The sequence below is a fragment of the Mesorhizobium sp. Root554 genome, from assembly GCF_001427025.1.
In the GTDB taxonomy this organism is placed as follows: domain Bacteria; phylum Pseudomonadota; class Alphaproteobacteria; order Rhizobiales; family Rhizobiaceae; genus Mesorhizobium.
In genome coordinates this window covers 2,717,715-2,743,598 of the sequence record NZ_LMGA01000001.1, presented here as the reverse complement: position 1 = coordinate 2,743,598, position 25,884 = coordinate 2,717,715, and the positions used below count along the sequence as shown (strand labels likewise).

The following is a 25,884-nucleotide window of genomic DNA, read 5'->3' as shown; positions in this document are numbered from 1 at the left end:
GCGCGGAAAGCCGGCTCGCTGTCTGGGTGGTCGTGGCACGGTTTCGTCAGGCGACCTGGCCGAGAATGAAATCGTACAGCATCTTGGCGGCAGGCGAGAGGGTGCGGTTCTTTACCGTGATCAGGCTATAGGGTCGTACCTCGATCTCGAAGCCGATGGGGATGACGTCGATTGCGCCGCCGAGGCCTTCGGGATTCTGGATGAAGCGGGCAACCTGCACCGACACGGGTGCGATGGCGTCGGACTGTGCCACCATCACCAGCGTCAACAGCAGCGAGCTGGTGTTGAGGAACCGCTCGGGCAACGGGATATTGCGGGTGAGGAAGTTGGCTTCCAGCGCCTGGCGCAGCGGCGATGCGCCGGATTGCAGAACCCAGTCGAAACCGACCGTGTCCTCCAACTGAACCGGCGTGGCGCCCTGAAGCAGTGGATGGCCGCGCCGGACCATCAGGCAGGCCTTCTCGACGCCGATGACGCGATTGACGAAAAGCCGGGGGTTCAGGTCGTCGGGGATGCGGGCGATGATGAAGTCGTGCCGCGACGCGACGAGTTCGCGCGCCAGCACGCTGCTGGTCTCCACCTGGACCGAAATCTCGACATGGGGGTGCAGGCGCCTGATCTCGCGGATCGCCGGCACCGCCAGTTCCACCGCCGGGGCTGTAACGGCTCCGAGAAAAACGGACCCGCCCTTGCCGGTTTTCAGTTCCGCGATCTCACGGTCGGCTTCGTGCATTTCCAGGAGGATGCTGCGGGCGCGCCGGGCGAGCGTCCTGCCATAGGCGGTGAGCGTTATGCCGCGCGGCAGCCTCTCGCAGAGCTTGGCGTCAACGATGGCTTCCATTTCCGAAATCATCCGCGAGGCGGCCGGTTGCGAGATGTTCATGACCTGCGCCGCAGCGCTGATGCGAGCGTGTTCTTCCAGTGCCACGATCATGCGCATATGCCTGATACTCAGGCCGCTGCGCTGTAGCATTACCCCTTCAGTCGAGAACCGCTCATGCCTGCTCGCAGATGTCGACATTGCCAGCCTCATGCTTGTCGGGTTGCCGTTTTCCATACCATAATCGATATATCAAACATCCAAAATCGCATTTGACAGTTATGTCAAAGAGAAAGAGGTTTGATGTGCGCTGCCGCCGGGCCGCGAATGAGGCTGCCTGGCCTCAATGGCGATCAATTCGGCAGGCAATTGGGAGGATACCGGAGACTGAACGGCACGCCGCCGCGCTTTGGCGCTTCTGACCGATTGTGCGACTCCGCGCTGCGGAATCGTGTCCAACAACAAGGGAGAGAGCACGTGAAAATCATCAAGACACTAGGCGCCGCCTTGGCGGTAAGCCTCGCCGCCATGACCTATTCGGCGCATGCCGCCGACAAGGGCCTGGTCGGCGTTCTGATGCCCACCAAGACCTCGCAGCGCTGGATCAATGACGGCGACGCCGTCAAGTCCCAGCTTGAGGCTCTGGGCTACTCGGTCGATCTGCAATATGCGCAGGACGATATTCCGAACCAGCTCAGCCAGCTGGAAAACGAAATCACCAAGGGTCCGAAAGCGCTGATTATCGCTTCGATCGATGGCACCACATTGTCTGACGCGCTGCAGAAGGCGGCTGACGCCGGCACCGTCGTCATCGCCTATGATCGCCTGATCAAGAAGACGGCAAACGTCGACTATTACACCACCTTCGACAATTTTGGCGTCGGCGTGATCCAGGCCACTTCGCTTGTGAAAGGGCTCAAGGAACGCTTCCCGAACACCAAGCCGTGGAACGTCGAACTGTTCGGTGGCTCTCCCGACGACAACAACGCCTTCTTCTTCTACGACGGCGCCATGTCAGTGCTGCAGCCACTGATCGATGACGGTTCCATCAAGGTGAAGTCCGGCCAGATGGGCATGGACAAGGTCGGCACGTTGCGCTGGCTGGCGGCCACCGCCCAGGCGCGCATGGATAATTTGCTGTCGGCCAACTATGCGGACGGCAGCCGCGTCGATGGCGTGCTGTCGCCGTATGACGGCCTGTCGCGCGGCATCACCGCATCGCTGCGCGCCGTGGGTTACGGAACGGATGCCCAGCCCTGGCCGATCGTCACCGGTCAGGACGCCGAAACCGCCTCGGTCAAGCTGATCATCTCGGGCGAACAGTATTCGACCGTGTTCAAGGATACGCGCGAACTCGCCAAGGCCACTGTCGAACTCGTCGACAAGGTGCTGTCGGGCGGCAAGCCCGAAGGCCTCGACGAGAAGACCTACAACAACGACGTCAAGGTCGTTCCGTCGATCCTGCTGACGCCTCATGAAGTCGACAAGTCGAACTATCAGGCGCTGGTGGTCGACTCCGGCTACATCAAGGCCGACGAGCTGAAGTAGCCGCAAGCGGCGATTTCAGGGCTCCGCCTTTCCAGGCGGAGCCCCTTTGCTCACGATCAACGGTTTTATTTCCCGACTGGCATGGATCATTGTACGCTCACCGGAGCATGCAGTGACGATCAGGTAACTTGATTGGGCATCGGAGCTTCCGAAACCCGGATTCTTCAATCCGATGCTCGCAGGAGCGGCATTCCAAATGGCTTCGACAATTCTGGAAATGCGCAACATCACCAAGACGTTTCCTGGCGTAAAAGCGCTGTCGAACGTCAACCTCAGTGTCGAAGAGGGCGAAATCCACGCGATTGTCGGCGAGAACGGCGCCGGCAAATCGACGCTGATGAAAGTGCTGTCGGGCGTGTATCCGGCCGGTTCCTACGATGGAAAAATCATCTATCGGGGGCAGGAATGCCAGTTCAAGGGCATCCGTGACAGCGAGCATCTCGGCATCGTCATCATCCATCAGGAACTGGCGCTGGTGCCGATGCTGTCGATTGCCGAAAACATTTTTCTCGGCAACGAGCATGCCAGGTACGGCATCATCGACTGGAACGCCAACGAGAAGCGGACCAGGGCTCTCTTGAAAAAGGTGGGTCTCAACGAGGACCCCAAGACGCTGATCACCAATATCGGCGTTGGCAAGCAACAGCTGGTCGAGATCGCCAAGGCGCTCAGCAAGGAAGTGAGGCTCCTGATCCTCGACGAGCCGACGGCGAGCCTGTCCGAAAAGGATAGCCAGGCTCTGCTCAATCTTCTGCTGGAGTTCAAGCGGGAAGGCATCACGTCGATCCTCATCTCGCACAAGCTCAACGAGATACACCGGGTCGCCGATCACGTAACGATCATCCGCGACGGGCAGACCATCGAAACGCTTGGCAAGAAGGACATCAGCGAGGACCGCATCATCACCTCCATGGTCGGTCGTTCGCTCGACGACCGATATCCGCCACGCGAGCCCAGCATCGGCGAAACGGTGTTCGAGGTGAAGGACTGGTCGGTCTATCACCCGCTGCATGCCGAGCGGCAAGTGATCAAGGGCATAGATATCCACGTCCGCAAAGGCGAGGTGGTCGGCATTGCCGGCCTGATGGGCGCGGGGCGCACCGAATTCGCGATGAGCCTCTTCGGCCGCTCCTACGGGCGCCGGATCACGGGCGAAGTGTTCCTCGACGGCAAGCCGATCGATATATCCTCGGTGAGCAGGGCGGTCGAGCAAGGCGTCGCCTACGTTACCGAAGACCGCAAGATGTACGGCCTCAACCTGATCGATCATATCAAGCACAACGTCACGCTGGCCAATCTCGACGGCGTGTCGCGGCACAACGTGATCGACGATTTGCGGGAACTCGATGTCGCCAACGATTATCGCAAAAAGACCAACATCCGCGCTTCAAGCGTCTATCAGCTGACGGGCAATCTTTCGGGCGGCAACCAGCAGAAGGTCGTGCTGTCGAAGTGGCTGTTCGCCAACCCAAAGGTTCTGATCCTCGACGAGCCGACACGCGGTATCGATGTCGGCGCCAAGTATGAAATCTACACAATCATTGCGCGTCTGGCCGCCGAAGGCAGGGCGGTCATCGTCATCTCATCCGAGATGCCGGAATTGCTCGGCATAACCGACCGCATCTACGTCATGAATGAAGGGCGCATGGTCGGCGAAATGGCGTCGACCGAAGCCAGTCAGGAAAAAATCATGCGCGCTATCGTCCGGGGAGAAGGAAAAGCATCATGAGCACCGAAAGCGTTCCGACGCCGACGGGCGTCGCCGAAGACGTCCAGCAGAAACCGCGCATGGCCGTTTCGGCGCTCGTCACCAACCTGCGCGAATACGGGCTGGTTCTGGCGCTGATCGCGATCATGCTGTTTTTCCAGTACACGACGTCCGGAACGCTGTTCAAACCGGTCAACCTGTCCAACCTCGTCCAGCAGAACAGCTTCATCATCGTCATGGCGCTGGGCATGCTGCTGGTGATCGTATCGGGTCATATCGACCTCAGCGTCGGCTCCGTGGCCGGGTTCATTGGCGCACTGGCGGCGATGATGATGGTGATCTGGCCGCTGGGGATATTCAGCAATCCACTGGTTGTGTCGATCGTCTGCTTGATTATCGGCGGCCTCATCGGCGCAGCTCAGGGCTACTGGATCGCATACCATCGAATACCGAGCTTCATCGTCACCCTGGCGGGCATGCTGATATTCCGCGGCCTGTGCCAGGCGCTACTGGGCGGTGGCTCTTCGGTCGGGCCGCTCCCCCCCGGGTTCAAGGCGCTCAGCTCCGGCTTCATTCCCGAACTCATCGGGACATGGACGCTGGTGCCGCCAACGGTAAACGCAGCCGGAAAGACCATCTTTGGAAGCGGCCTTTCGCTACAGATGACGACAGTCATTATCGGCATCATCTGCGTTCTGGCCTCGGCCTTTTTCGGCATCCGATCGCGCCGCACGCGCGAGCGTCACGGCTACGAAGCCGAGCCCTTCAGCCTGTTCCTGATCAAGACCGTGATCATGAGCGCCCTCGTCCTGTTCCTTGTTTATCAATTCGCGACATACAGGGGCCTGCCGGTCGTGCTCGTGGTCATGGGCCTGCTGATCGGGCTGTTCGTTTTCGTGACCAAGCGAATGACGATCGGCCGGCGTATCTACGCCATGGGCGGCAACGCCAAGGCGGCGCAGCTTTCGGGCATCAAGACCGAGCGGCTGACCCTGCTTGTGTTCGTCAATATGGGCGTGCTGTCGGCGCTTGGCGGCCTGATCATCGCCGCCCGCCTCGGGCAGGCGGTGCCGGCGGCCGGACTGGGCAGCGAGCTTGACGTCATCGCCGCCGTGTTCATCGGCGGCGCTTCGGCGATGGGCGGCGTCGGCCAGGTCGTTGGCGCAGTGGTCGGTGGCTTCATCATGGGCGTCATGAACAACGGCATGTCGATCATGGGGGTCAATGTCGATTACCAGCAGGTGGTCAAGGGCCTGGTGTTGCTCGGCGCAGTGATCTTCGACGTCTACAACAAGAACAAGGCCTGAACCGGGAGAGACCGTCCGGAGAATACTCCGGCGGTATCACGGGCCTGCCGGCACGCAGCGAACCGGAGACAGCTGCGAGCACAAGACAGATTGGAGTTTCGATCGTGGCGCGGTTTCGCGCCGCGCCGGCATACCGTTTGCCGATCGGCAGGCCGGACGCACGAGAAGGAAGGGCGATGCTGGTATCGCAGGTGTTGGACGATTCGCAGACGATCCGGGTGGTCGCCAGGAATGGCGGCAAGCCGCGCATCGTCAACGGCGCCCGCAGCGTCTATTCGCTGGCGCTGGAAGCGGCGCGTACCGGCACCGGGCTGACGGCGCTTATCGAGCGCAAAGGGTTCGGTGAAGGGGTTGATCTCGAGTCGGCCTATCGAAAAGGCCTGCTGATGCTGCCGATCAATCATGCCGACCCTGCCCATCTCCATCTCACGGGCACCGGGCTGACGCATCTGGGGTCGGCATCGGCGCGCGATTCGATGCACCGCAAGCTTGCCGCCGAGGGCGATGAGCAGGCGAGCGATTCGATGAGGATGTTCCGCATGGGACTTGAGGGCGGCAAGCCTGCAGGCGGGAAAATCGGCGTCCAGCCAGAATGGTTCTACAAGGGCAACGGCACGATGGCGGTGGCGCCGGGCGGCACGCTGGTGTCTCCGGCCTTTGCCGGAGATGCGGGGGAGGAGCCTGAAATCGCCGGCATCTACGTCATTGGCGACGACGGCCAGCCGTTCCGCGTCGGCTTCACGCTGTCAAACGAGTTCTCGGACCACGTGACCGAGCGCGTCAACTATCTCTATCTGGCGCATTCCAAGCTGCGCAATGCCGCCTTCGGTCCTGAAATCCTGCTCGGTGACCTGCCCGAGGATATTGAAGGCATGTCGCGCATCCTGCGCGATGGAGCGACGCTGTGGGAAAAGCCCTTCCTGTCCGGCGAGGCAAACATGTCGCACAGCATCACCAATCTCGAATACCATCATTTCAAATATGCGGCCTTTCGCCAGCCGGGCGATGTGCACGTCCACATGTTCGGCACGGCGACGCTGTCGTTTGCCGACGGCGTCGCGGCGCGAGACGGCGATGTATTCGAGATTGAGGCGCCGGCATTCGGTCTGCCGCTGCGAAACGGGTTGAGGATGGAGCAGCCGGTCGCTGTGGCGGTACGCGCGCTTTAAGTTCTTGTTGTATGCATGGCGTTTTCCCAAAACCGCTGCGCACTTTTGGGGCGACATGCATTGGCGCGCTGCACTCACTCCATGCCGAGCGCGGCCTTGTAGAGATCGAGGATCGATTCCTCCTCCTGCCGCTCCGCCTGATCCTTCTTGCGCAGGCGGACGATGGTGCGAATGGCCTTGGTGTCGAAACCGGTGCCCTTGGCCTCGGCGAACACCTCCTTGATGTCGTCGGAAATGGTCTTCTTCTCCTCTTCGAGGCGCTCGATGCGCTCGATGAGGGCACGCAACTGGCCGGCGGCCACGGTCTGGCTGGTTTCGGTGATGTCGTCGGCCATGATTGTCTCCGCATGTTCCCGCGCCGACTCGCAATTCATGCCGGCGCTTTTTCAGCGGGTTCGATGCCCGACCCCGGCGTCGGGGTCAAGCGCTATCGCCGGCTCTCCCGCCAGTGGTCCGTTCAGCCGAAAACGATCAGCAGATCCTTGGCGTCGATCTGATCGCCGGCGCGGACCAGAACTTCCGATATGGCGCCGTCGCGCTCGGCGTGAAGGGCGGTTTCCATCTTCATGGCTTCAATGGAAAGCAGCACGTCGCCGGCCTTCACCGCCTGGCCGGCAGACACCGTCACGGCCGAGACGACGCCGGGCATCGGCGCGCCGAGATGGGCGTCGTTGCCGGCCTCCGCCTTTTGCCGTGCCTTGGCGGCGGATGCCCCATGCACGCGGTCCGGCACCTTGATGCGGCGCGGCTGGCCGTTCAGTTCGAAGAACACGGTGACCATGCCCTTCTCGTCGACCTCGCCAATGGCGAAGCATCGCACAACCAGCGTCTTGCCTTTCTCGATGTCGACGAAAATCTCGTCGTGCGGCTTCATACCGTAGAAGTAGGTGGGGGTCGGCAGCACGCTGACGGGGCCGTAGTTTTCCTGCGCGGCGGCGAAATCGGAAAACACCTTCGGATACATCAGCCAGGACGCGAACTCGTATTCGGTGATCGGACGGCCGATCTTTTCCTCGGCGTCCTTGCGGTTGGCTTTCAAATCGGCCGGCTTGAGCAGCGACCCCGGCCGCACGGTGATCGGCTTGTCGCCCTTCAGCGCCTTTTTCTGCAGCGCTTCCGGCCAGCCCCCTGGCGACTGGCCGAGATCGCCGCGCAGCATGGAGACGACTGAATCCGGGAAGGCGATGTCCTTGGCCGGATTCTCGACATCGGCGACGGTCAAATCCTGGCTGACCATCATCAGGGCCATATCGCCGACGACCTTGGAGGATGGCGTCACCTTGACGATGTCGCCGAACATCAGGTTGACGTCATGGTAGGCCTGCGCCACCTCGTGCCAGCGCGTCTCCAGACCGAGCGACCGGGCCTGTTCCTTGAGGTTGGTGAACTGTCCACCGGGCATTTCGTGCAGATAGACTTCGGAAGCCGGACCCTTCAGATCGCTCTCGAAGGCGGCGTACTGGTTACGCACCGCCTCCCAGTAGAACGAGATTTTCCGGATCCATTCGGTGTCGAGGCCGGGGTCGCGGTCCGTGCCTTTCAGCGCCTCGGCGATGGAGCCGAGGCAGGGCTGCGAGGTGTTGCCGGAGAACGAATCCATCGCCGCGTCGATTGCGTCGACCCCGGTTTCGACGGCGGCCAGAACGGTCGCGGCAGAGAGGCCCGACGTGTCGTGCGTGTGGAAATGGATCGGCAGGTCGGTCGCTTCGCGCAAGGCCTTGAACAGCACCCGCGCAGCGCTGGGCTTCAGCAGGCCTGACATGTCCTTGACGGCGAGGATGTGCGCGCCGGCCTTCTCCAGTTCCCGGGCCAGTCCAACATAGTATTTGAGATCGTATTTGGCGCGTTGCGGGTCGAGAATGTCGCCTGTGTAGCACATGGCTGCTTCGATAAGCTTGCCCTCGGCGCCAACGGCATCCATGGCGACACGCATGTTCTCGACCCAGTTCAGGCAGTCGAAGACGCGAAACAGGTCGATGCCGGCGCTGGCGGCCTGCCTGACGAAATGCTGCACGACATTATCGGGATAATTGGTGTAGCCGACGCCGTTGGCGCCGCGCAGCAGCATCTGCAGCAAAAGATTCGGAGCAGCGTCCCGTACCTTGCTCAGCCGCTCCCACGGGTCCTCGGTGAGGAAACGCATGGCGACGTCGAAGGTCGCGCCGCCCCAGCATTCCAGCGACAGGAGCTGCGGCAAGGCGCGGGCGTAGGTGCCTGCGATGGCTGCGATGTCATGGGTGCGCATGCGCGTCGCCAGCAGTGACTGATGGCCGTCGCGCATCGTCGTATCGGTGACCAGGACCTGACCTTGCCGGCGCATCCATTGCGCGAATTTTTCGGGACCGAGCGTATCCAGCCTTTGCCTTGTTCCATCCGGTGCCTTGCCATTGAGGTAAGGAACGATGGGCGCGGCTGCCTCCGGGTTGGGGGCTGGGCGGCCGCGCGTTTCCGGATGGCCGTTGACCGACACATCGGCAAGGTAGTTCAACAGCTTGGTGGCGCGGTCCTGCCGCTTCACCTGGCTGAACAGTTCCGGGGTCGTGTCGATGAACTTCGTCGTATAGGAATTGTCGGTGAAGCTCGGGTGATTGATGATCGCTTCGAGGAAGGTGAGGTTGGTGGCGACGCCGCGGATGCGGAATTCGCGCAGCGCCCGCGTCATCCGTGCGATCGCCTCGGCCGGCGTCGGCGCCCAGGCGGTAACCTTTTCCAGCAGAGGGTCGTAGTAGCGGGTGATGACGGCGCCGGAATAGGCGGTGCCGCCATCGAGGCGGATGCCGAAGCCGGTGGCGCCGCGATAGGCAGTGATGCGGCCGTAATCCGGAATGAAGTTCTGCTCGGGGTCCTCGGTGGTGATGCGGCACTGTAGGGCGTGGCCGTTCAGCCGGATGTCCTTCTGCGCCGGAACGCCGGACTCGGGCGTGCCGATAGCGAAGCCGTCGAGGATGTGGATTTGCGCTTTCACGATGTCGATGCCGGTCACCTGCTCGGTGACGGTGTGCTCGACCTGGATGCGCGGATTGACCTCGATGAAGTAGAACTTGCCGGTGTCGGCGTCCTGCAGAAATTCGACAGTGCCGGCGCCGATATAGGCGGTGTCCCTGGCAAGCTTCAGCGCATAGCCGCAGAGTTCGTCGCGCAGTTCCTGCGACAAATAAGGGGCCGGCGCACGCTCGACGACCTTCTGGTTGCGGCGCTGGATCGAACAGTCGCGCTCGAACAGATGCACGGCGTTGCCAAGCGTGTCGCCCAGCACCTGTACCTCGACGTGCCGGGCGCGCTCGATGAGCTTTTCGAGATAGACCTCATCCTTGCCGAAGGCGGCCTTGGCTTCGCGCTTGCCTTCCATGACCTCGCGGTCAAGATCGGCTTCGGTGCGAATGGCGCGCATGCCGCGTCCGCCGCCTCCCCAGGAGGCCTTCAGCATCAGCGGGTAGCCGATCTCCGCCGCCAGTTTCTTGACCGCCCCCATATCGTCCGGAAGCGGCTCCGTGGCCGGTATGACCGGGACCCCGACCTCGATCGCCAGATTACGGGCGGCGACCTTGTTGCCCAGCCGGCGCATCGTTTCGGGCTTCGGTCCGATGAAAATGATGCCGGCTTCGGCACAGGCCTCGGCAAATTCGGGACTTTCGGACAGAAGGCCGTAGCCGGGGTGGATGGCGTCGGCGCCGGAAAGCCGGGCGACCCGAATGATCTCGGCGATCGACAGGTAGCTTTCGATCGGTCCCATCTCCCTGGCGAGATGCGGGCCGCGGCCGACCTGATAGCTTTCGTCGGCCTTGAAGCGATGCAGCGAATATTTGTCTTCCTCAGCCCAGATCGCAACCGTTTTCAGGCCAAGCTCGCTTGCCGCGCGGAAGACGCGGATGGCGATCTCGGACCGGTTGGCGACAAGGATCTTGCTGATAGCCAAGGGTGTGCTCCAGGCAGCGTGGGTAGAGAAAGCGGCTCATGAATAACGGGAAATTGCTGCAGTGCAACCAAAATCGCAAGGCGATTGAATCGATTGAAATCGCCGATTCACGTTGAATTTGGTGAAATCCGCTCGAATCGTCTCACTATTGGGAAAGGGCCCGGCTCTTTCTCAATGTTGATACGAAAAGGCTCAAAACGGGGCGGGGAATGCCAAAAAAACATAACCGCGATGCAAGAGCTTCTCGCGCTTGTCGGTGGGGCCGAGGATCTATGCAAAAAAAATGCCCGACGCAAGCGCCGGGCATTTCCGAAATCAGAAAAGAAGGCTTGAGCTTATCTTTCGAAATAGCTGATCTTGCCGTCGTCGCCCTTCTTCCACTCGTAGACGACGTAGGCGGCTGCGGTAATGTCGCCCTTTTCGTCGAAGCCGAGGTCACCAAGCACGGTCTTCCAGGGACCGCCCGACTTGATCGTCTCGGCGACCTTCTGCGCGTCGTCTGCCGAACCGGTCTTCGCAATCGCCTGGGCGATGACCTGGACCGTTGCATAGGAGTAGAGCGTGTAGGCTTCCGGCTCGAAGCCGCCGGCACGGAACTTTTCGACGACCTCCTTTGCGGCCGGGTTCTTGCGCGGATCCGGCGCGAAGGTATTCAGCGTGCCGATGACGGCGTCGCCGGCGATCGAGGCCAGCTCGTCGGAGACGATGCCGTCGCCCGAGAACAGCGGAGCCTTGAGGCCCTGGTCGGCCGTCTGCCGGATGATCAGGCCGGCTTCGGTGTGAAGGCCGCCCCAGTAGATCAGCGTGACGCCGGCTTCCTTCATCTTGGCGATGAGGGCCGAGAAGTCCTTGTCGCCGACATTCACGCCTTCGTACATGGCTTCCGTCACGCCAGCGGCGTTGAGCGCCTTCTTCGTTTCGTCGGCTAGGCCCTGGCCGTAAGGCGTCTTGTCATGGATGACGGCGACCTTGGCGTCCTTGAAGTTGGCGGCGATGTAGTCCCCGGCAACCTTGCCTTGCTGGTCGTCACGGCCGCAGGTGCGGAAGGTGTTCCACATCTTGCGGTCGGTGAAGGTCGGGTTGGTCGAAGCCGGCGAGATTTGCAGCATGCCGTTCTCGAGATAGACGTCCGAGGCGGGGATCGATGCGCCGGAGTTGAAATGGCCATCGACAAACTTGACGCCATCGGCCGCGAGCTTGTTTGCCACCGAAACAGCCTGCTTCGGGTCGGCGGCGTCGTCGCCTACTTCGAGCTTCAGCTTTTCGCCATTGATGCCACCGGCGGCGTTGATGTCGGCAACCGCCTGTTCGGCGCCCTTCTGCAACTGCGCGCCGAAAGCGGCGTTCGCACCGGTGATCGGGCCGGCGACGCCAATCAATATATCAGCCCACGCGTTGCCGCTGAACGCGACAAGCGCGGTCAGTGCCACGGCGGACAAGAGTGACTTTTTCATAGATACGCTCCCATTCACGGAGTGGGCGTGGATGAAACTTCCATGCGATGCCCACCCTTATCGCAGAAAGCTTAGTTTGCCCATTTTCAAAGGCTTGTCACGCCGATTCAAACGCGAGCCGGCGTTAATGATGAACGTCAACCTTCGATTTCCAGCTCAGTGGAGAAGCCCTTTCGTAAAGCCAGCTGTACTGCGTCACCATCTGGTTGGTGCGCGTGTACTGGTAGCCGATGAAGCCCAGAAGCATGACCACAAGCGTGTCGACGACATAGTACTGAAGCGAGAACATGGTGCCGTCGAACAGGGCGTGGTGGATGAAGCGCACGGCGATGCCGAGGCCGAGCAAATACAGGAAAAGCATGAGGTGGGTGCGCCAGGTCTGCGCGCTCGCCCGGCCGGTCATCCATGCGGCCCAGCCGCCGAGAAGGCAGGTGACGAAGAAGAATTGCCAGATCGAGCTTTCCTCGTAGAGAATGCCTTGCATAATTTTTCCTCAGATCAGGTCGCAGACCTAGTGATGGCCGCCTTCGAGATAGGCCGCCCGCACTTCCGGATTGGCGAGAAGCTCCTTGCCGCTGCCGCTCATGGTGACGTTGCCGTTGACCATGACGTAGCCGCGGGCGGCGAGCTTGAGCGCGCCGAAGGCGTTCTGCTCGACCAGGAAGACGGTCAGACCCTCGGTGCGGTTGAGTTCGCGGATGGCGTCGAATATCTGCCTGACGATCAGCGGAGCCAGACCCAGCGAAGGCTCGTCGAGCAACAACAGCTTTGGCCGCGCCATGAGCGCGCGTCCAATCGACAGCATCTGCTGCTCGCCGCCCGAAAGCGTGCCGCCGCGCTGGCCGATACGCTCCTTCAGCCGGGGGAACAGCGTGAACACCTTCTCGACGTCCTCATTGTAATATTTGAGGTTGTCGAGGCTTGCCCCCATCTGCAGATTTTCCATCACCGTCATGCGCGGAAAAATACGGCGGCCTTCCGGCGACTGCGCAATGCGCATGCGGGCGATTTCGTGCGTCGGCATACGCGTGATGTCGGTGCCGGCGAAGGTGATGGTGCCTGAGCGCGCCCGGGGCGCACCGAAGATAGTCATCATCAGCGTCGACTTGCCGGCGCCGTTGGCGCCGATCAGCGCGACGATCTCGCCTTCCTTGACGCTGACATCGACGCCGTTCAGCGCCCGGATGTTGCCGTAGAAGGTTTCGACGCCGCGAATATCGAGAAGGTTTTCGCCGGCCATCACTTACGTCCTCCACGCTTGCCGCCGGCCGGTGCGGCCGTCTTCGACGGATGGCTGGTCTCGACCTTGCCGGCATCGACGCGGCGCGAGAATTCCGTCTCCTTGCCGCTGGCTAGCGTCTTCGCCTGGGCGACCCAGCCCTCGCGGGCAATGCGTCCGTCGAAGGCGAGATAAGCTTCGGCTGCGACGATATCGGGCTTCTTCCAGGCGGCGATCTGGTCGAAATGGAAGATGCCGTGATCGTTCAGCTTCTTCTCGTTGACCGAGCCGATGCCCTTGATGCGGGTAAGATTGTCGGCCTTGCCGCCGCGCGGCTTGCTGAGGCGGTTCGAAATGCCGACCGGCTTCGCAGCCGGTGTTTTGGCTGAGACAGGTTTGGAGGCGGTTGGCTTGGACGCAATGGCCTTGGCGGCGGGTTTTGCGGCAACAGATTTGGCGGCGGCCGGTTTGGTCGCGGCCTGCTTCGCAGATGCTGTCTTTCCGGAAGCCGCCTTCGACGCCGGTGCTTTCGCTGTTGCGCTTTTGGTGGACGCCGCCTTGGCAGGTACGGGTGCCATCCCGGTTGTTTTCGCCGGTGTCGGCCGCGCTGATTTCCCGGCTGTTGTGGGTGCGGGCTTGGCGGTTTTAGCCGGAGACAATAGCCCCGTCGCCGGGGCGGATTTAACCGGCGCGGATTTCGACGCCGACTTTGTAGCCGCGGGTTTTACAGACGCGGATTGCTTTGCGGCGACCGCGGTTGCCATCGGCTGCTTGGCGGTCCTGGCTGGTGCTTTTTTCGCCGCAGGTCCGACCGTCTTTGCGGGTGCGGTGGCGGTGGAGGCGACCGCTGCCGGCGCCGCCTTCACCCGATCCGCCTTCGAGGCGCCCTTGGCGACAGTGACGCGCTCGCCGTCACGGTGTCCGATCGTGTCATCGAACGACCCGGCCATCATGGAGGATGACGCGCCGGGGCCATGCGCGGCGTCGGGGCCGGCGTCGAGTTGTTCGATGACATCCTCGTCGCCGACTTCGGCAAGCACCTCGGTGACTTCCTCATCGTCGACGCCGAGATAGGCGGCGATGACGCGGGGGTCGGAGCGTACGGATTGCGGGTCGCCGTCGGAGATCTTGCGACCGTACTCCAGCACCACGACGTGATCGGAAATCTGCATGACCACCGACATGTCGTGTTCGATCAGCAGGATCGAGGTGCCGGTGTCGTTCTTGATGCCCATCAGCAAGGTGTTGAGGGCAAGCGACTCCTTCGGATTGAGACCGGCCGCGGGCTCGTCGAGGCACAGAAGCTCCGGGCCGGTACACATGGCGCGGGCGATCTCCAGCCGGCGCTGGGCGCCGTAGGGCAGGTCGCCTGCGGGATCGTCGGCGCGGTCGACCAGGTCGGCCTTTTCCAGCCAATGCTTGGCGAGCTCGATGGATTCGGCAGACGCCTGCTTGTAGCCGCGGAAGCCGAGCAGGCCGAGGATGGTATAGCCCGAGGCCTTCATCAGCTTGTTGTGCTGGGCGACGAGCAGGTTCTCGAGCACGGTCATGCCGGAAAACAGACGGATGTTCTGGAAGGTGCGGGCCACCTTGGCGCGCGCCGGAATCTCATGGTTCGGCAGCCGCTCCAGCAGATAGGAGGAGCCGTCGCGCCGGTTGAGAGTGATCATGCCTTCAGACGGCTTGTAGAAGCCGGTGATGCAGTTGAAGACCGTGGTCTTGCCGGCGCCGTTCGGCCCGATCAGCGCCGTGATCTCGCCCCGCCTGGCCTGAAAGGACAGATCGCCGATGGCGACCAGGCCGCCGAATTTCATCGACATGTGTTCGACGTCGAGGATGGTGTCGTTCATGCTGCTCGCGTCCATCAGCCGTGCCCTTCCTTGGTGAAGGAACCGGAGACGGCCCGGCGCTCCTTCAGGAAGGCGGTCGGTTCTCGACTGCCGACAAAGCCGCGCGGCTTCCACAGCATGACGACCACCATGGCGATGCCGAACAAAAGCATCCGGTAAAGTTCAGGGGTGAAATCCCGCCCGAAGATCGCCTTCAGGAAATCCAGCTCACGCAGGATTTCGGTGCCGCCGATCATCACCGCCGCGGCGACGGCGATGCCGCCGAGCGAACCCATGCCGCCGAGCACGACGATGGCCAGGATGATGGCGGATTCGATGAAGACAAAGGATTCGGGGCTGACGAAGCCCTGGCGGGCGGCGAAGAAGGAGCCGGCGAAGCCGCCGAACATGGCGCCGGTGGCAAAGGCCGTCAGCTTGGTGGTGGTGGTGTTGATGCCGAGCGAACGGCAGGCAATCTCATCCTCGCGCAGGGCTTCCCAGGCGCGGCCGACCGGCATGCGGCGCAGGCGGATGGTGACGAAGGCGGTGAGCAGGCACAGAAGCAGGATGAGGTAGTAGAGGAAGATCTTGTAATAGGCTCCGGAGGGCGCGATCTCCAGCACCTTGCCGATGTAGTTGTCGTCGGAAATGTTGAACGACATCAAACCGAAGAATGAGACTTTCGGGATGCCCGAAATGCCGGCGGAACCGTTGGTCACCTCACGCCAGTTGATCAGCACCAGCCGGATGATCTCGCCGAAGGCAAGGGTAACGATGGCAAGATAGTCGCCGCGCAGGCGCAGCACCGGGAAGCCGAGGATGACGCCCCAGAACGCCGCCATGAGGCCGGCGCAGGGCAGCAGGATCCAGAACGACAGGCCGAAATGCGAGCCGAGCAGCGCGTAGGCATAGGCGCCGACGGCATAGAAGGCGACGTAACCCAGGTCGAGCAGGCCGGCGAGGCCGACCACGATGTTCAGGCCCCAGGCGAGCATCACATAGATGAGGATCTGGATGCCGAAATTGTCCACCCACTTCAGCGAGCCCTGCAGGCCGGCTGTGGAAACGACAAGGATCGGGAACAGGAACAGGGCAGCGATGCCGATGGCATTGAAATTCCGCCGGATAAAGCCGGGTTCAGCGGTCGACGCCGGCGCGTTCGCCTGCGCGGCCTTGCGGCGCTCCAGCGCCGGCTGGCCAAAGGCGACATAAAGAAAGCGGCCGGCCATGGTGATGAGCACCACCGCCGCCAGCAGACCCCAGCGCTGCACCAGTACCAGTTCATTGCGGATGTTCTGGTCGGTCTTGAGGCCGATCAGGAGAAAGAACAGCCCGAATGAGATGACACCGGCGAACAGCGATTCACGGATGGCGCGCGTGATCGGCCTGGCGGCCGCGCCGCTCGAAGGGGAGACGGTAACGGCCATGGATCAGACCTTTTCGACTTCGGGCCGGCCAAGGATGCCGGAAGGCAGGAAGATCAGCACGATGGCCAGGATCGAGAAGGCGGCGACATCCTTGTAGTCGATGGAGAAGTACGCCGACCACATGCTCTCGATGAATCCGATCATCAGGCCGCCGAGCACGGCGCCCGGCAGTGAGCCGATGCCGCCGAGCACCGCGGCGGTGAAGGCTTTAACGCCCGGAACGAAGCCATCGGAGAAGGATACGACGCCGTAGTACATCAGGAACAGTGTGCCGGCGACGGCAGCCAGGGCTGCGCCCATGATGAAGGTGATGGAAATGGTGCGATCGACATCGACGCCGAGCAGCGCCGCCATCTTGCGATCCTGTTCGCAGGCCCTTTGCGCACGGCCGAGCGAGGTGCGGTTGACCAGATACCAGAACACGGCGAGCAGGATGGCGGTCACGACAATGATGATGATCTGCTTCAGCGAAACCGAGATGCCGCCGATGTTGTAGACCTGGCTGACCATGGGCGGGATCGGCTTGTTGCGCGGACCCTGGGTGACCTGGACGAAATTGGAAAGCGCGATCGACATGCCGATGGCGGTAATGAGCGGCGCCAGCCGGAACGAGCCGCGCAGCGGCCGGTAGGCCACCTTCTCGATGACCCAGTTGTAGAGGCCGGTCAGGAGCATCGCCACGATCATCATGATCAGCAACGCCACCACGACGGGCACCGAATAGAACAGCGCGCCGAGGATCAGGAAGACGATGAGGGCGATGAAAGCACCGACCATGAAAAGATCGCCATGGGCGAAATTAATCATGCCAATAATGCCGTAGACCATCGTATAACCGATGGCGATCAATCCATAGATCGATCCCAGCGTCAGCCCGTTGATCAATTGCTGAACGAAATACTGCATATTCACAAGGCTCCCCTGAGATTTCGCCGCAAGGACGCATCCCTTTTCATATTGTTCCTAGTCGTAAGGTTCTGATCCCGGATTGCAACGTGATTCTTCGTCCGATCAGCTCGAAGTGAAGCACGCCATCCGGGTGCCTGTTTTTCGGCTTCTGCCCCTGGACTATCGTGGACCGTAACATTGGCACAACGCAATGTCTTTGACGATTCCGAACCGATTTTCTGCCTTTCTTCGAAAGATATCGCGCTGAAAAGGGCTGCTGAGACGGATCGTTGCGCTGGTTTCAAGGCAAAAATCTCCGGCGTCGCGGAATGGAAGAGGCCGAGTCGACGATCACCGGACAACGAAGCCATGGGCGAAGGGATCGCGATCGTCGATGAAGATGGTGTTCAGGCCGGTCTGCCGCGCCCAGCCGCCGATGGAGGGCACGATGGCCGGTTTGCCACCCACTTCGACTGTTTTTTCCACCCTGCCCTTGAACAGCGAGCCGATGATCGATTCATGGATGAATTCGTCTCCCGGCCTGAGCGCGCCCTTGGCGGCGAGCTGCGCCATGCGCGCTGACGTGCCGGTGCCGCAAGGCGAGCGGTCGATGGCCTTTTCGCCATAGAAGACGGCGTTGCGGCCATGCGCCTCCCGATGCACGGGCACGCCGGTCCACTGGATGTGCCGCAGCCCGTTGATGTCCGGATTTTCCGGATGGACGAAGGAATAGAGGTCGTTGAGGCGCTGCCGCAGCACGGGGCTCCACGCTATGAGGTCGCCGGCCGAATAGTCGGCCAGGTCGCGATAGTTCTTCTGCGGGTCGATGATGGCGTAGAAGTTGCCGCCATAGGCGATATCCACGCGCAGTTCGCCGAGATAGGGGCACTCGACCGGAAGGTCCTCAGCGTAAAGGAAGGACGGCACATTGGTGATGCGCACCTCTTCGACATAATCGCCGACCTGCTTGTATTCGGCGACGACCAGGCCTGCCGGCGTATCGAGCCTGAGCGTACCCGGCGTCTTCGGCTTCACCAGACCGTTCTCGACGGCCATCGTCACCGTGCCGATGGTGCCGTGCCCGCACATGGGCAGGCAACCCGACGTTTCGATGAACAGGATGGCGATGTCGCAATCTTCGCGGGTTGGCGGATAAAGGATCGATCCCGACATCACGTCATGGCCGCGCGGCTCGAACATCAGGCCGGTACGGATCCAATCATACTCGGCAATGAAATGCGCCCGCCGCTCGATCATGGTCTTGCCTGCGAGCAATGGCCCGCCGCCGGCGACCAGCCGCACCGGGTTGCCGCAGGTATGGCCGTCGAGGCAGGTGAAGGTGTGACGCGACATTCGATCTTCCTCAGAAACGCTGCGGTGAAAACGGAGCGAGGTCGAGTGCGGGAGAGTGCCCCAGCAGTATATCGCGGATCAAGCGGCCCGTGGCGGCGGCCTGCGTCAACCCCAGATGGCCGTGGCCGAAAGCGTAAACGATGCCGGGTGCATTGCGGGCCGCGCCGATGACGGGGAGCGAATCCGGCAGCGATGGCCGAAAGCCCATCCATTCGCGGCCGCCGGTAGGATCGAGGCCGGGCAGGAAGGCTTTCGCCTTTTCCAGCATCGCCTTCGACCGGTTGAAGTTGGGCGCGCGCTCGAGGCCGGCAAATTCAACCGCTCCGCCGACCCGCAAACCGGTTTCCAGTGGCGTGACGACGAAACCATGGCCGGAGAAAATGAGCTGTCGCCTCAGGTCGAAGGCCGTTGATGGCAGCGTCGTGTTGTAACCGCGTTCGGTTTCGAGCGGGATCGGGTCGCCGAGCTGGCGCGCCAGCAGATGCGACCAGGCGCCAGCGGCGATAACGACGCGGTCCGCGCCCGCGCTGCCACCATTGGCGAAGCTTAGCACGCCGCCCGGCTGGCCGTCGCCGGCAGCCTCGATGCCGTCGATCCTGACCCGCTCGAAGCGGGCGCCCCTCGCCTCGGCATGGGCCCAGATTGCCTTGCCCAAAAGCTTCGGGTCGGACACCGTCTTCCAGCCAGGAATGAAGGTGCCTTTTGTGAAGCGCGGCGAGAGGCCCGGCTGCAAGGCTGCAAGGTCTTCGCCATCGACGTGGCGGTAGCCGATGCCGAAGCGGTCGCGGGCGGCCCAGCCGGGCAGGGAGGAGCGGAACTCCGCCTCGCTTTCGTAAAGTTCGAGCGAGCCGTCCTCGCGCAGCATGGATCTGGTGCCGGAGCTCTCCATGAGATCGGCCCATTCGCTTTCGGCCAAGGCCATCATCGACGCCTGTGCCGCAAGCGCCGCTTCATAGCGGTCGGCGTTGCCGGCACGCCAGAAACGCCAAAGCCAGGGCAGCAGCCTTGGCAGATAAGCGGGTGAAATGGAGAGCGGGCCGAGCGGGTCCGTCAGCCAGCGCGGAAGGTTCCGCATCATCCCCTTGTGCGCCAGCGGCAGCACGTCGGAGAAGGCGAAGGCGGCGGCGTTGCCCGAACTCGTCTCCTCGCAGATGCCGGTGCGGTCGTAGACAGTGACGGCGTGGCCGGCTTCGGTCAAATAGGCCGCGCAGCAGATGCCGATGATGCCGCCGCCGACAATGGCGATGCGGTTTCCTTCTCCTCCTTCACGCGGAGAAGGTGCCCGGAGCGCGGAGGACGGATGGTTTGGACTTCCGCGGAAATCGGAACTGTCAGACACGTCGGCGCTGCCCTCATCTGGCTGCCGCCATCTTCTCCCCGTGAACGGGGCGAAGAAAGGCTTCTTTCAGGCCGCCTTGGCCACGCTCAGCTTCGGCAGCTCCGGCCGCACAGCCAAGGCATCGCGGACAATCTTTTCGACGGCCGTGCGCCGTTCGCCCGACAGGGGCTGGCGCGGCATGCGCACCCGCTCGTTGGTGCCGATGGCCAGCGCCTCGGCCAGCTTGATATTCTGGACCAGATAGGTGGAGACGTCGAGGTCGAGCAGCGGCCGGAACCAGCGATAAATGGCGAGCGCCTCTTCGCGCTTTCCCTGCTTCATCAACTGGTAGATGGCGACGGTTTCCTTCGGGAAGGCGGTGACCAGCCCGGCAACCCAGCCGATCGCGCCGACCGAAAGCGCTTCGAAAGCGAGGTTATCGACGCCGGTGAACAGGTCGAAGCGGTTGCCGAAGCGGTTGATGATCTCGGTGGAACGGCGGATGTCGTCGGAGGATTCCTTGACCGCGACGAACAGAGAATCGTCGGCAAGCTGCTCCATGACCTCGACGGTGACGTCGACGCGGTAGGCGACGCGGTTGGAGTAGATCATCACCGGCAGCCCGCCAGCGGCCGCCATGGCGCTCAGCGTCGCGGCGGTTTCCTGCGGATTGGTGTGGTAGATGGGCGAGGGCACGATCATCAGCCCGTCGGCGCCGGCCTTGGCGGCGCTTTTGGCCAGCGCGGCGCCTTCGCGGGTGCCGGGCTCGTTGATGGTGAGCAGTACCGGCTTTTTGCCGGCGACGCCCTGCGCCGTTTTCAGCACGGCGAGCTTTTCCTCCACCGACAGCATCGGCCCCTCACCGAGCGAACCGGCGACGATGATGCCGTCGCAGCCGGCCTCCATCTGCAGCCCGAAGCAGCGCTCCATCTCGGCATGGTCGAGGCGGTCGTCGTCGGTGAATTTGGTCGTTACGGCAGGGAAAACTCCGGTCCACATGATCGTGCTCCATCTGATATATCAGTAATATATTTTAAGATGCACGGTCTGTCAATGGGAATCCGCTTTTGATATATCTTTCCTCCATCGTCGAGGAGACCGTCGTGACGTTTGCCGAAGAAAGCCTTTCCTTTGAACCCGTTGCGGCGAAAGCCTACCGCGCCCTTGAACGGATGATCGTCACGCTGGAACTGGCGCCCGGCGGCTTCCTGACCGAAGGTATCCTCATCGACAAACTACGGCTCGGCCGCACCCCGGTCCGCGAGGCCATCCAGCGGCTCGCCTGGGAAGGGCTGCTGGAGATACGCCCGCGCGCCGGAATCGCGGTGGCGCCGCTGCACGCGTCGGACTGGCTGCGCGTCATCGACGCGAGGCGCGGTGTGGAAGTGGTGCTTGCCCGCTCGGCTGCCCGCTTCGTCACCGGCGAGGGCGCCGAGCGCTTCCACGACGCTGCGCTTGCCATGCAGAAGGCTGTCGTCTCCGGCAATGTGTTCGCCTTCCTGGAAGCGGACAAGACGATGGACGAGGCGCTGGCCTTCGCGGCCGACAATCCTTTCGCGGCCAGGCTGGCCGCGCCGCTGCAGACGCACAGCCGGCGATTCTGGTTCCGCTACAAGGCCGATACGGGGCTTGCCGAATCCGCCGAGCATCATGTGGGGCTGATCCGCTCGATCCTTTCCGGAGACGAGGATGCCGCCGGCAAGGATGCCAAGCGGTTGATGGGGCTGCTGCGGAGCCATGCCGAAACGGCGGTAAGGCGCTAACGCGACCGATCAGGCTGGCTTCGGCCTTTGTCCGGCATTTTTTTATTGGCCGATGTCGGCCCGGTCCTGTCTCGCGCGTCTTCACTTCGACACTGATCGTCAAGGAGATGGCCATGAGCGAGAAGACGATGACACGGATGGGTTATGTGCTGTCGGGACTGTTTGTGCTGTTCATGCTCGGAGCATCCGTGACACCGAAGCTGCTCGGCCTGCCGGTGGCTGACGAGACGATGACGGCGCTCGGCTGGCCGACCGGCTACACGCTGCCGATCGGGATTCTCGAACTGGTGCTGACGCTGCTCTATCTCTATCCGCGCACCAATATACTCGCCGCGGTACTATTCATGGGTCTGCTCGGCGGCGCCATGGCGACGCAGATCCGCGTCGGCAATCCGCTTTTCAGCCACATCCTGTTCAGCGTCTATCTCGGCCTGTTCCTTTGGGGTGGGCTGTGGCTGCGCGATCCGGCGCTGCGGGCGCTGTTTCCGTGGCGCCGCCACTGAACGCCAACATTTCAAGGGAGGACACAATGGGTAAGACAATCGCCATTCTCGCCGCGAGACTGATTTTTGCAGCGGCCTTCGCCATGGCGGCCGCCTTCAAGTTCGCCGGCATGCAGATGACCGCCGATTTCATCGCGGCGGCCGGGTTCCCGATACCGCTGGTTCTGGCCTGGCTAGCCGCGTTTTTCGAGGTGGCGCTGGTGTTGGGTTTCCTGACCGGAGCGTTCTTTACCGAAACCGCCCTGTTGGCGGCCGTCTATGTGATCTTTCTGGCCTTCGCCTTCCACGGGCCGTCGCGCTGGGCCGGAAATCAGATGGAGTTCGGCTTTTTCGTCGATCACTTCACCTTCCTGGCCGGCCTGCTGTTCGCCGCGGTTCACGGTCCGGGCGACAGACTGGCGTTGCATTCCGGCTTTTTCTGGAAGCGGGCCTAAAGAAAAAGGCCGCGGACATCCGCGGCCTTTTTTGCGATGCGGCAGAGCCGACGCCCGATAGATCAGTTCATCGTCGGGATGACGAATTCGGCGCCGTCCTTGATGCCGGACGGCCAGCGCGAGGTGACCGTCTTGGTCTTGGTGTAGAAGCGGAACGCATCTGAACCATGCTGGTTCAGATCGCCGAAGCCAGACGCCTTCCAGCCGCCGAACGTGTAGTAGGCGATCGGCACCGGGATCGGCACGTTGACGCCTACCATGCCGACCTGGACCTTGGATGCGAAGTCACGCGCCGCGTCACCGTCGCGGGTGTAGATGGCGACACCGTTGCCGAACTCATGCTCGTTGGCGAGCTTGATCGCGTCATTGTAGGTCGGCGCGCGCACGACCGAGAGCACGGGGCCGAAGATTTCTTCCTTGTAGATGCGCATGTCGGGGGTCACATCGTCGAACAGGCAGCCGCCCATGTAGTAGCCATTCTCGTAGCCCTGCATGGTGAAGCCGCGGCCATCGACGACCAGCTTGGCGCCTTCCTTGACGCCGATGTCGACATACCCCTTGACCCGCTCGAGCGCCTGCTGGGTGACCAGCGGGCCGAAATCGGCTGAGGAATCGGTCGATGGGCCGACCTTGAGGCTCTCGACACGCGGGATGAGCCGCTCGAGGAGGCGGTCCGCCGTTTCCTTGCCCACCGGCACCGCGACCGAGATCGCCATGCAGCGCTCGCCGGCCGAACCGTAGCCGGCGCCGATCAGGGCATCGACCGTCTGGTCCATGTCGGCGTCGGGCATGATGATCATATGGTTCTTGGCGCCGCCGAAGCACTGCACGCGCTTGCCGTTGGCGCAGCCGCGCGAATAGATGTACTGCGCAATCGGCGTCGAACCGACGAAGCCGATGGCCTTGACGTCCTGGTCGTCGAGGATGGCATCGACGACTTCCTTGTCGCCGTTGACGACGTTGAGGATGCCGGCCGGCAGGCCGGCTTCGACGAACAGTTCGGCGATGCGCAGCGGCACGCCGGGGTCGCGCTCGGACGGCTTGAGGATGAAGGCGTTGCCACAGGCGATGGCCGGGGCGATCTTCCACAGCGGGATCATGGCCGGGAAGTTGAACGGTGTGATGCCGGCGACGACGCCGAGCGGCTGGCGCATGGAATACACATCGATGCCCGGTCCGGCGCCGTCGGTGAACTCGCCCTTCATCATGTGCGGTGCGCCGATGCAGACTTCGACCACTTCGAGGCCGCGCTGGATGTCTCCTCGAGCGTCCGCAATGGTCTTGCCATGTTCGCGCGCCAGGATCTCGGCCAGCGAATCGTATTCGCGGTTCGCCAGTTCGAGGAATTTCATCAGCACGCGCACGCGGCGCTGCGGGTTGGTGGCGGCCCAGGCCGGCTGCGCGGCCTTGGCGTTCTCCACCGCCGCGCGCAGTTCTTCGGTCGAGGCGAGCGCCACCGTGCCGCGGACGGAACCGTCCATCGGCTGCATGACGTCCTGCTTGCGGCCGCTCTTGCCGGCGACGCGCTTGCCGCCGATGAAGTGCCCATATTCGATCATTGTTCCACTCCCTGGAATTCTAGCATGGGCCACTCTCGACCTTTGGCGGGCGGAAGGCAACGCGAGCGCAAACGCAACCGATGTGCAGAAATTGATAGACAAGAGAAAGCGTGCATGGTTTTTCGCAGATTGCGCGGTGATCCTCTTGCGCGAATGGGGGAGAATGGGAGGGCAGGATGAACTGGGATGACGTGCGCATCTTCCTTGCCGTGGCGCGAGCCGGGCAAATCCTCGGCGCGGCCAAACGGCTGGAGTTGAACCACGCCACCGTTTCACGCCGCATCGCCGCGCTGGAGGAGGCGCTGAAAGCCAAGCTTTTCCGCCGCCTCACCACCGGCAGCGAATTGACGCCGGCCGGTGAGCGCTTCCTCGACATTGCCGAGCGCATGGAAGCCGACATGATCGCGGCCCGCTCCACCGTGGCGGGCGAGGGCGAGGATGTATCCGGCATCGTGCGGATCGGCGCGCCGGACGGGTTCGGCGTCGCCTATCTGGCGCGGCGGCTGGGTGCGCTGACCTCCCTGCATCGCGATCTCACCATCCATCTGGTGCCGGTGCCGCAGTCCTTCTCGCTGTCGCGTCGCGAGGCCGATATCGCCATCACGGTGGAGCGGCCGACCGAGGGCCGTCTGGTGGCGGGCAAGCTGGTGGACTATACGCTCAGCCTGTTCGCCTCGCGCGGCTATGTCGAGGCGCACGGTCTGCCTGCATCGGCGGCGGAGCTGGCGAACCATACGCTGATCGGCTACGTGCCCGATCTCATTGTCAGCCGTTCACTCGACTACGCTGCCGAGTTCAGCCCGGAATGGCGCTCGTCCTTCGCCATATCCTCGGCGCTGGGGCAGGCGGAAGCCGTGCGTTCGGGGGCTGGCATCGGCATATTGCACACCTTCATCGCCCGCTCGATGCCGGACCTTGTGCCGGTCGAGATCGCCGCGCCTATCCGCCGCGCCTACTGGCTGGTCTATCATGAATCGGTTCGGCCGCTGCGCCGGGTCCAGGCGGTGGCGAGCTTTATAAGCCGGACAGTGGAGAAGGAACGCAGTCTGTTTGCATGACCATGCCGGTTCGCCAGCCGGGTTCGACGAGGCCTGAAACGGAAGGCTATCAAACAGAAAACCCGCGGAGCGATCCGCGGGTTTTACATCTTCACGCCGGCGACAATGCGCCGGACGGCAATGATCAGACGTTGCCCTTGAGCCTGGAATTGCAGAGGCTGTAGTAGCCGCCGCCCTTCTGGATCCAGCGCAGGCCGCCGAGCGCGTCGGCGTCCTTGTTGGCGTAGTATTGCTCGAGGCAGGTGTGCATGCGTCCCTTGCCGGGCGTTTCGTCGGCGAACTTGCGAGCGATCGTGGCCGGGAACTTGACGCCGCGCGGCGCCCGCACGGTTGGCGTTTCAGGTTCGCCGCTGTAGCTGGCCTCGTCGGCGCTCGGCACGGTGTCGTCGTCGGATGCTCCGGCGCCGCACTGGGCTTTGCGGAAGTCATTCCACTTCATGCCGTTCAGCGAACCGCCGGCCTTGGCGCTCTGATACCTGGCGCTGCACTCGGCCATGCTCAGGCCCTTTGCGTCGTCGTTGGCGGCCGCCTTGGTTGTCTTCTTGGCGGGCTTCGTCTCAGCAGCCGTGGTTGCGCCGGCGGCGCATTCGGTCTTGCGGAAGTCGTTCCAC

The 25,884-nt window shown here is 62.6% G+C and carries 21 protein-coding genes and 1 pseudogene; 8 read left to right on the top strand and 14 right to left on the bottom strand.

The features are described 5' to 3' along the window. Positions 1-46 precede the first annotated feature (46 nt). Complete coding sequence (locus ASD44_RS13380; RefSeq protein WP_244478774.1) at positions 47-1,021, bottom strand: LysR family transcriptional regulator; 975 nt, start codon at positions 1,019-1,021, stop codon at positions 47-49. Between the two features lie 276 nt (positions 1,022-1,297). Between ASD44_RS13380 and chvE the strand changes: the two genes are divergently transcribed. The 4 genes from chvE (at position 1,298) to araD1 (ending at position 6,552) form a co-directional block, all read left to right on the top strand. Then, positions 1,298-2,368, top strand: coding sequence for a multiple monosaccharide ABC transporter substrate-binding protein (gene chvE / locus ASD44_RS13375; protein WP_056112789.1), 1,071 nt, complete (start codon positions 1,298-1,300; stop codon positions 2,366-2,368). Positions 2,369-2,564: 196 nt separating this feature from the next. Then, positions 2,565-4,097 carry a multiple monosaccharide ABC transporter ATP-binding protein gene (gene mmsA / locus ASD44_RS13370; RefSeq protein WP_056112785.1) on the top strand — a complete coding sequence of 511 codons (1,533 nt, stop codon included), beginning with the start codon at positions 2,565-2,567 and terminating at the stop codon, positions 4,095-4,097. Continuing rightward, positions 4,094-5,383 carry a multiple monosaccharide ABC transporter permease gene (gene mmsB / locus ASD44_RS13365; protein ID WP_056112783.1) on the top strand — a complete coding sequence of 430 codons (1,290 nt, stop codon included), beginning with the start codon at positions 4,094-4,096 and terminating at the stop codon, positions 5,381-5,383. The genes mmsA and mmsB overlap by 4 nt, the downstream gene beginning before the upstream one ends. A 176-nt stretch (positions 5,384-5,559) precedes the next feature. Then, a complete protein-coding gene (araD1, locus tag ASD44_RS13360; protein WP_056112779.1) occupies positions 5,560-6,552 on the top strand; it encodes an AraD1 family protein in 993 nt (330 codons plus the stop codon). Between the two features lie 74 nt (positions 6,553-6,626). On the opposite strand, the gene ASD44_RS13355 is transcribed toward araD1, so the two are convergent. The 11 genes from ASD44_RS13355 to ASD44_RS13305 form a co-directional block, all read right to left on the bottom strand. Further along, positions 6,627-6,887 (bottom strand): DUF2312 domain-containing protein, encoded by a 261-nt coding sequence (locus ASD44_RS13355; RefSeq protein ID WP_056116153.1) that lies wholly within the window; start codon positions 6,885-6,887, stop codon positions 6,627-6,629. A gap of 122 nt (positions 6,888-7,009) precedes the next feature. Continuing rightward, entirely contained in the window at positions 7,010-10,468 is a 3,459-nt protein-coding gene (pyc, locus tag ASD44_RS13350) for a pyruvate carboxylase (RefSeq protein WP_056112775.1), read from the bottom strand. Between the two features lie 335 nt (positions 10,469-10,803). Beyond that, positions 10,804-11,922, bottom strand: a complete 1,119-nt coding sequence (locus ASD44_RS13345; protein WP_056112772.1) for a branched-chain amino acid ABC transporter substrate-binding protein — start codon at positions 11,920-11,922, stop codon at positions 10,804-10,806. Positions 11,923-12,046: 124 nt separating this feature from the next. Further along, complete coding sequence (locus tag ASD44_RS13340) at positions 12,047-12,406, bottom strand: DUF6867 family protein (RefSeq protein ID WP_056112770.1); 360 nt, start codon at positions 12,404-12,406, stop codon at positions 12,047-12,049. A gap of 27 nt (positions 12,407-12,433) precedes the next feature. Further along, positions 12,434-13,162: an ABC transporter ATP-binding protein gene (locus tag ASD44_RS13335; RefSeq protein WP_056112765.1), complete on the bottom strand. Its 729-nt coding sequence runs from the start codon at positions 13,160-13,162 to the stop codon at positions 12,434-12,436. After that, positions 13,162-15,006: an ATP-binding cassette domain-containing protein gene (locus tag ASD44_RS18210; protein WP_082542475.1), complete on the bottom strand. Its 1,845-nt coding sequence runs from the start codon at positions 15,004-15,006 to the stop codon at positions 13,162-13,164. Before ASD44_RS18210 ends, ASD44_RS13335 begins: the two co-directional genes overlap by 1 nt. After that, a complete protein-coding gene (gene livM, locus ASD44_RS13325; RefSeq protein WP_056112763.1) occupies positions 15,006-16,397 on the bottom strand; it encodes a high-affinity branched-chain amino acid ABC transporter permease LivM in 1,392 nt (463 codons plus the stop codon). Before livM ends, ASD44_RS18210 begins: the two co-directional genes overlap by 1 nt. Positions 16,398-16,400: 3 nt before the next feature. Then, entirely contained in the window at positions 16,401-17,303 is a 903-nt protein-coding gene (locus tag ASD44_RS13320) for a branched-chain amino acid ABC transporter permease (RefSeq protein WP_056112760.1), read from the bottom strand. A 333-nt stretch (positions 17,304-17,636) separates the two neighbouring features. Further along, positions 17,637-18,638 carry a 4-hydroxyproline epimerase gene (locus ASD44_RS13315; RefSeq protein WP_056112757.1) on the bottom strand — a complete coding sequence of 334 codons (1,002 nt, stop codon included), beginning with the start codon at positions 18,636-18,638 and terminating at the stop codon, positions 17,637-17,639. Positions 18,639-18,648: 10 nt separating this feature from the next. After that, entirely contained in the window at positions 18,649-19,884 is a 1,236-nt protein-coding gene (locus ASD44_RS13310) for an FAD-dependent oxidoreductase (RefSeq protein WP_156459921.1), read from the bottom strand. Between the two features lie 159 nt (positions 19,885-20,043). Further along, positions 20,044-20,955, bottom strand: a complete 912-nt coding sequence (locus ASD44_RS13305) for a dihydrodipicolinate synthase family protein (protein WP_056112751.1) — start codon at positions 20,953-20,955, stop codon at positions 20,044-20,046. A gap of 104 nt (positions 20,956-21,059) precedes the next feature. Between ASD44_RS13305 and ASD44_RS13300 the strand changes: the two genes are divergently transcribed. From ASD44_RS13300 to ASD44_RS13290, 3 genes are all read left to right on the top strand, one after another. After that, positions 21,060-21,719, top strand: a complete 660-nt coding sequence (locus ASD44_RS13300; protein ID WP_056116150.1) for a GntR family transcriptional regulator — start codon at positions 21,060-21,062, stop codon at positions 21,717-21,719. Positions 21,720-21,832: 113 nt separating this feature from the next. Further along, on the top strand, positions 21,833-22,222 hold the full coding sequence (locus tag ASD44_RS13295; RefSeq protein ID WP_056116146.1) for a DoxX family protein: 390 nt from the start codon (positions 21,833-21,835) through the stop codon (positions 22,220-22,222). 26 nt (positions 22,223-22,248) lie between these two features. Further along, the gene (locus ASD44_RS13290; protein WP_056112748.1) at positions 22,249-22,656 is read left to right on the top strand and encodes a DoxX family protein; all 408 of its coding nucleotides are present in this window, start codon (positions 22,249-22,251) and stop codon (positions 22,654-22,656) included. Between the two features lie 62 nt (positions 22,657-22,718). Here the strand turns inward: ASD44_RS13290 and ASD44_RS13285 are convergent, their stop codons facing one another. After that, the gene (locus ASD44_RS13285) at positions 22,719-24,215 is read right to left on the bottom strand and encodes a CoA-acylating methylmalonate-semialdehyde dehydrogenase (RefSeq protein ID WP_056112744.1); all 1,497 of its coding nucleotides are present in this window, start codon (positions 24,213-24,215) and stop codon (positions 22,719-22,721) included. 176 nt (positions 24,216-24,391) lie between these two features. Here ASD44_RS13285 and ASD44_RS13280 point away from each other — a divergent pair, with 176 nt between their 5' ends. Beyond that, positions 24,392-25,273, top strand: a complete 882-nt coding sequence (locus ASD44_RS13280) for a LysR family transcriptional regulator (RefSeq protein ID WP_056112742.1) — start codon at positions 24,392-24,394, stop codon at positions 25,271-25,273. A 124-nt stretch (positions 25,274-25,397) separates the two neighbouring features. On the opposite strand, the pseudogene ASD44_RS18785 reads toward ASD44_RS13280, so the two are convergent. Next, positions 25,398-25,884, bottom strand: a pseudogene (locus tag ASD44_RS18785) (hypothetical protein); the annotation flags it as partial.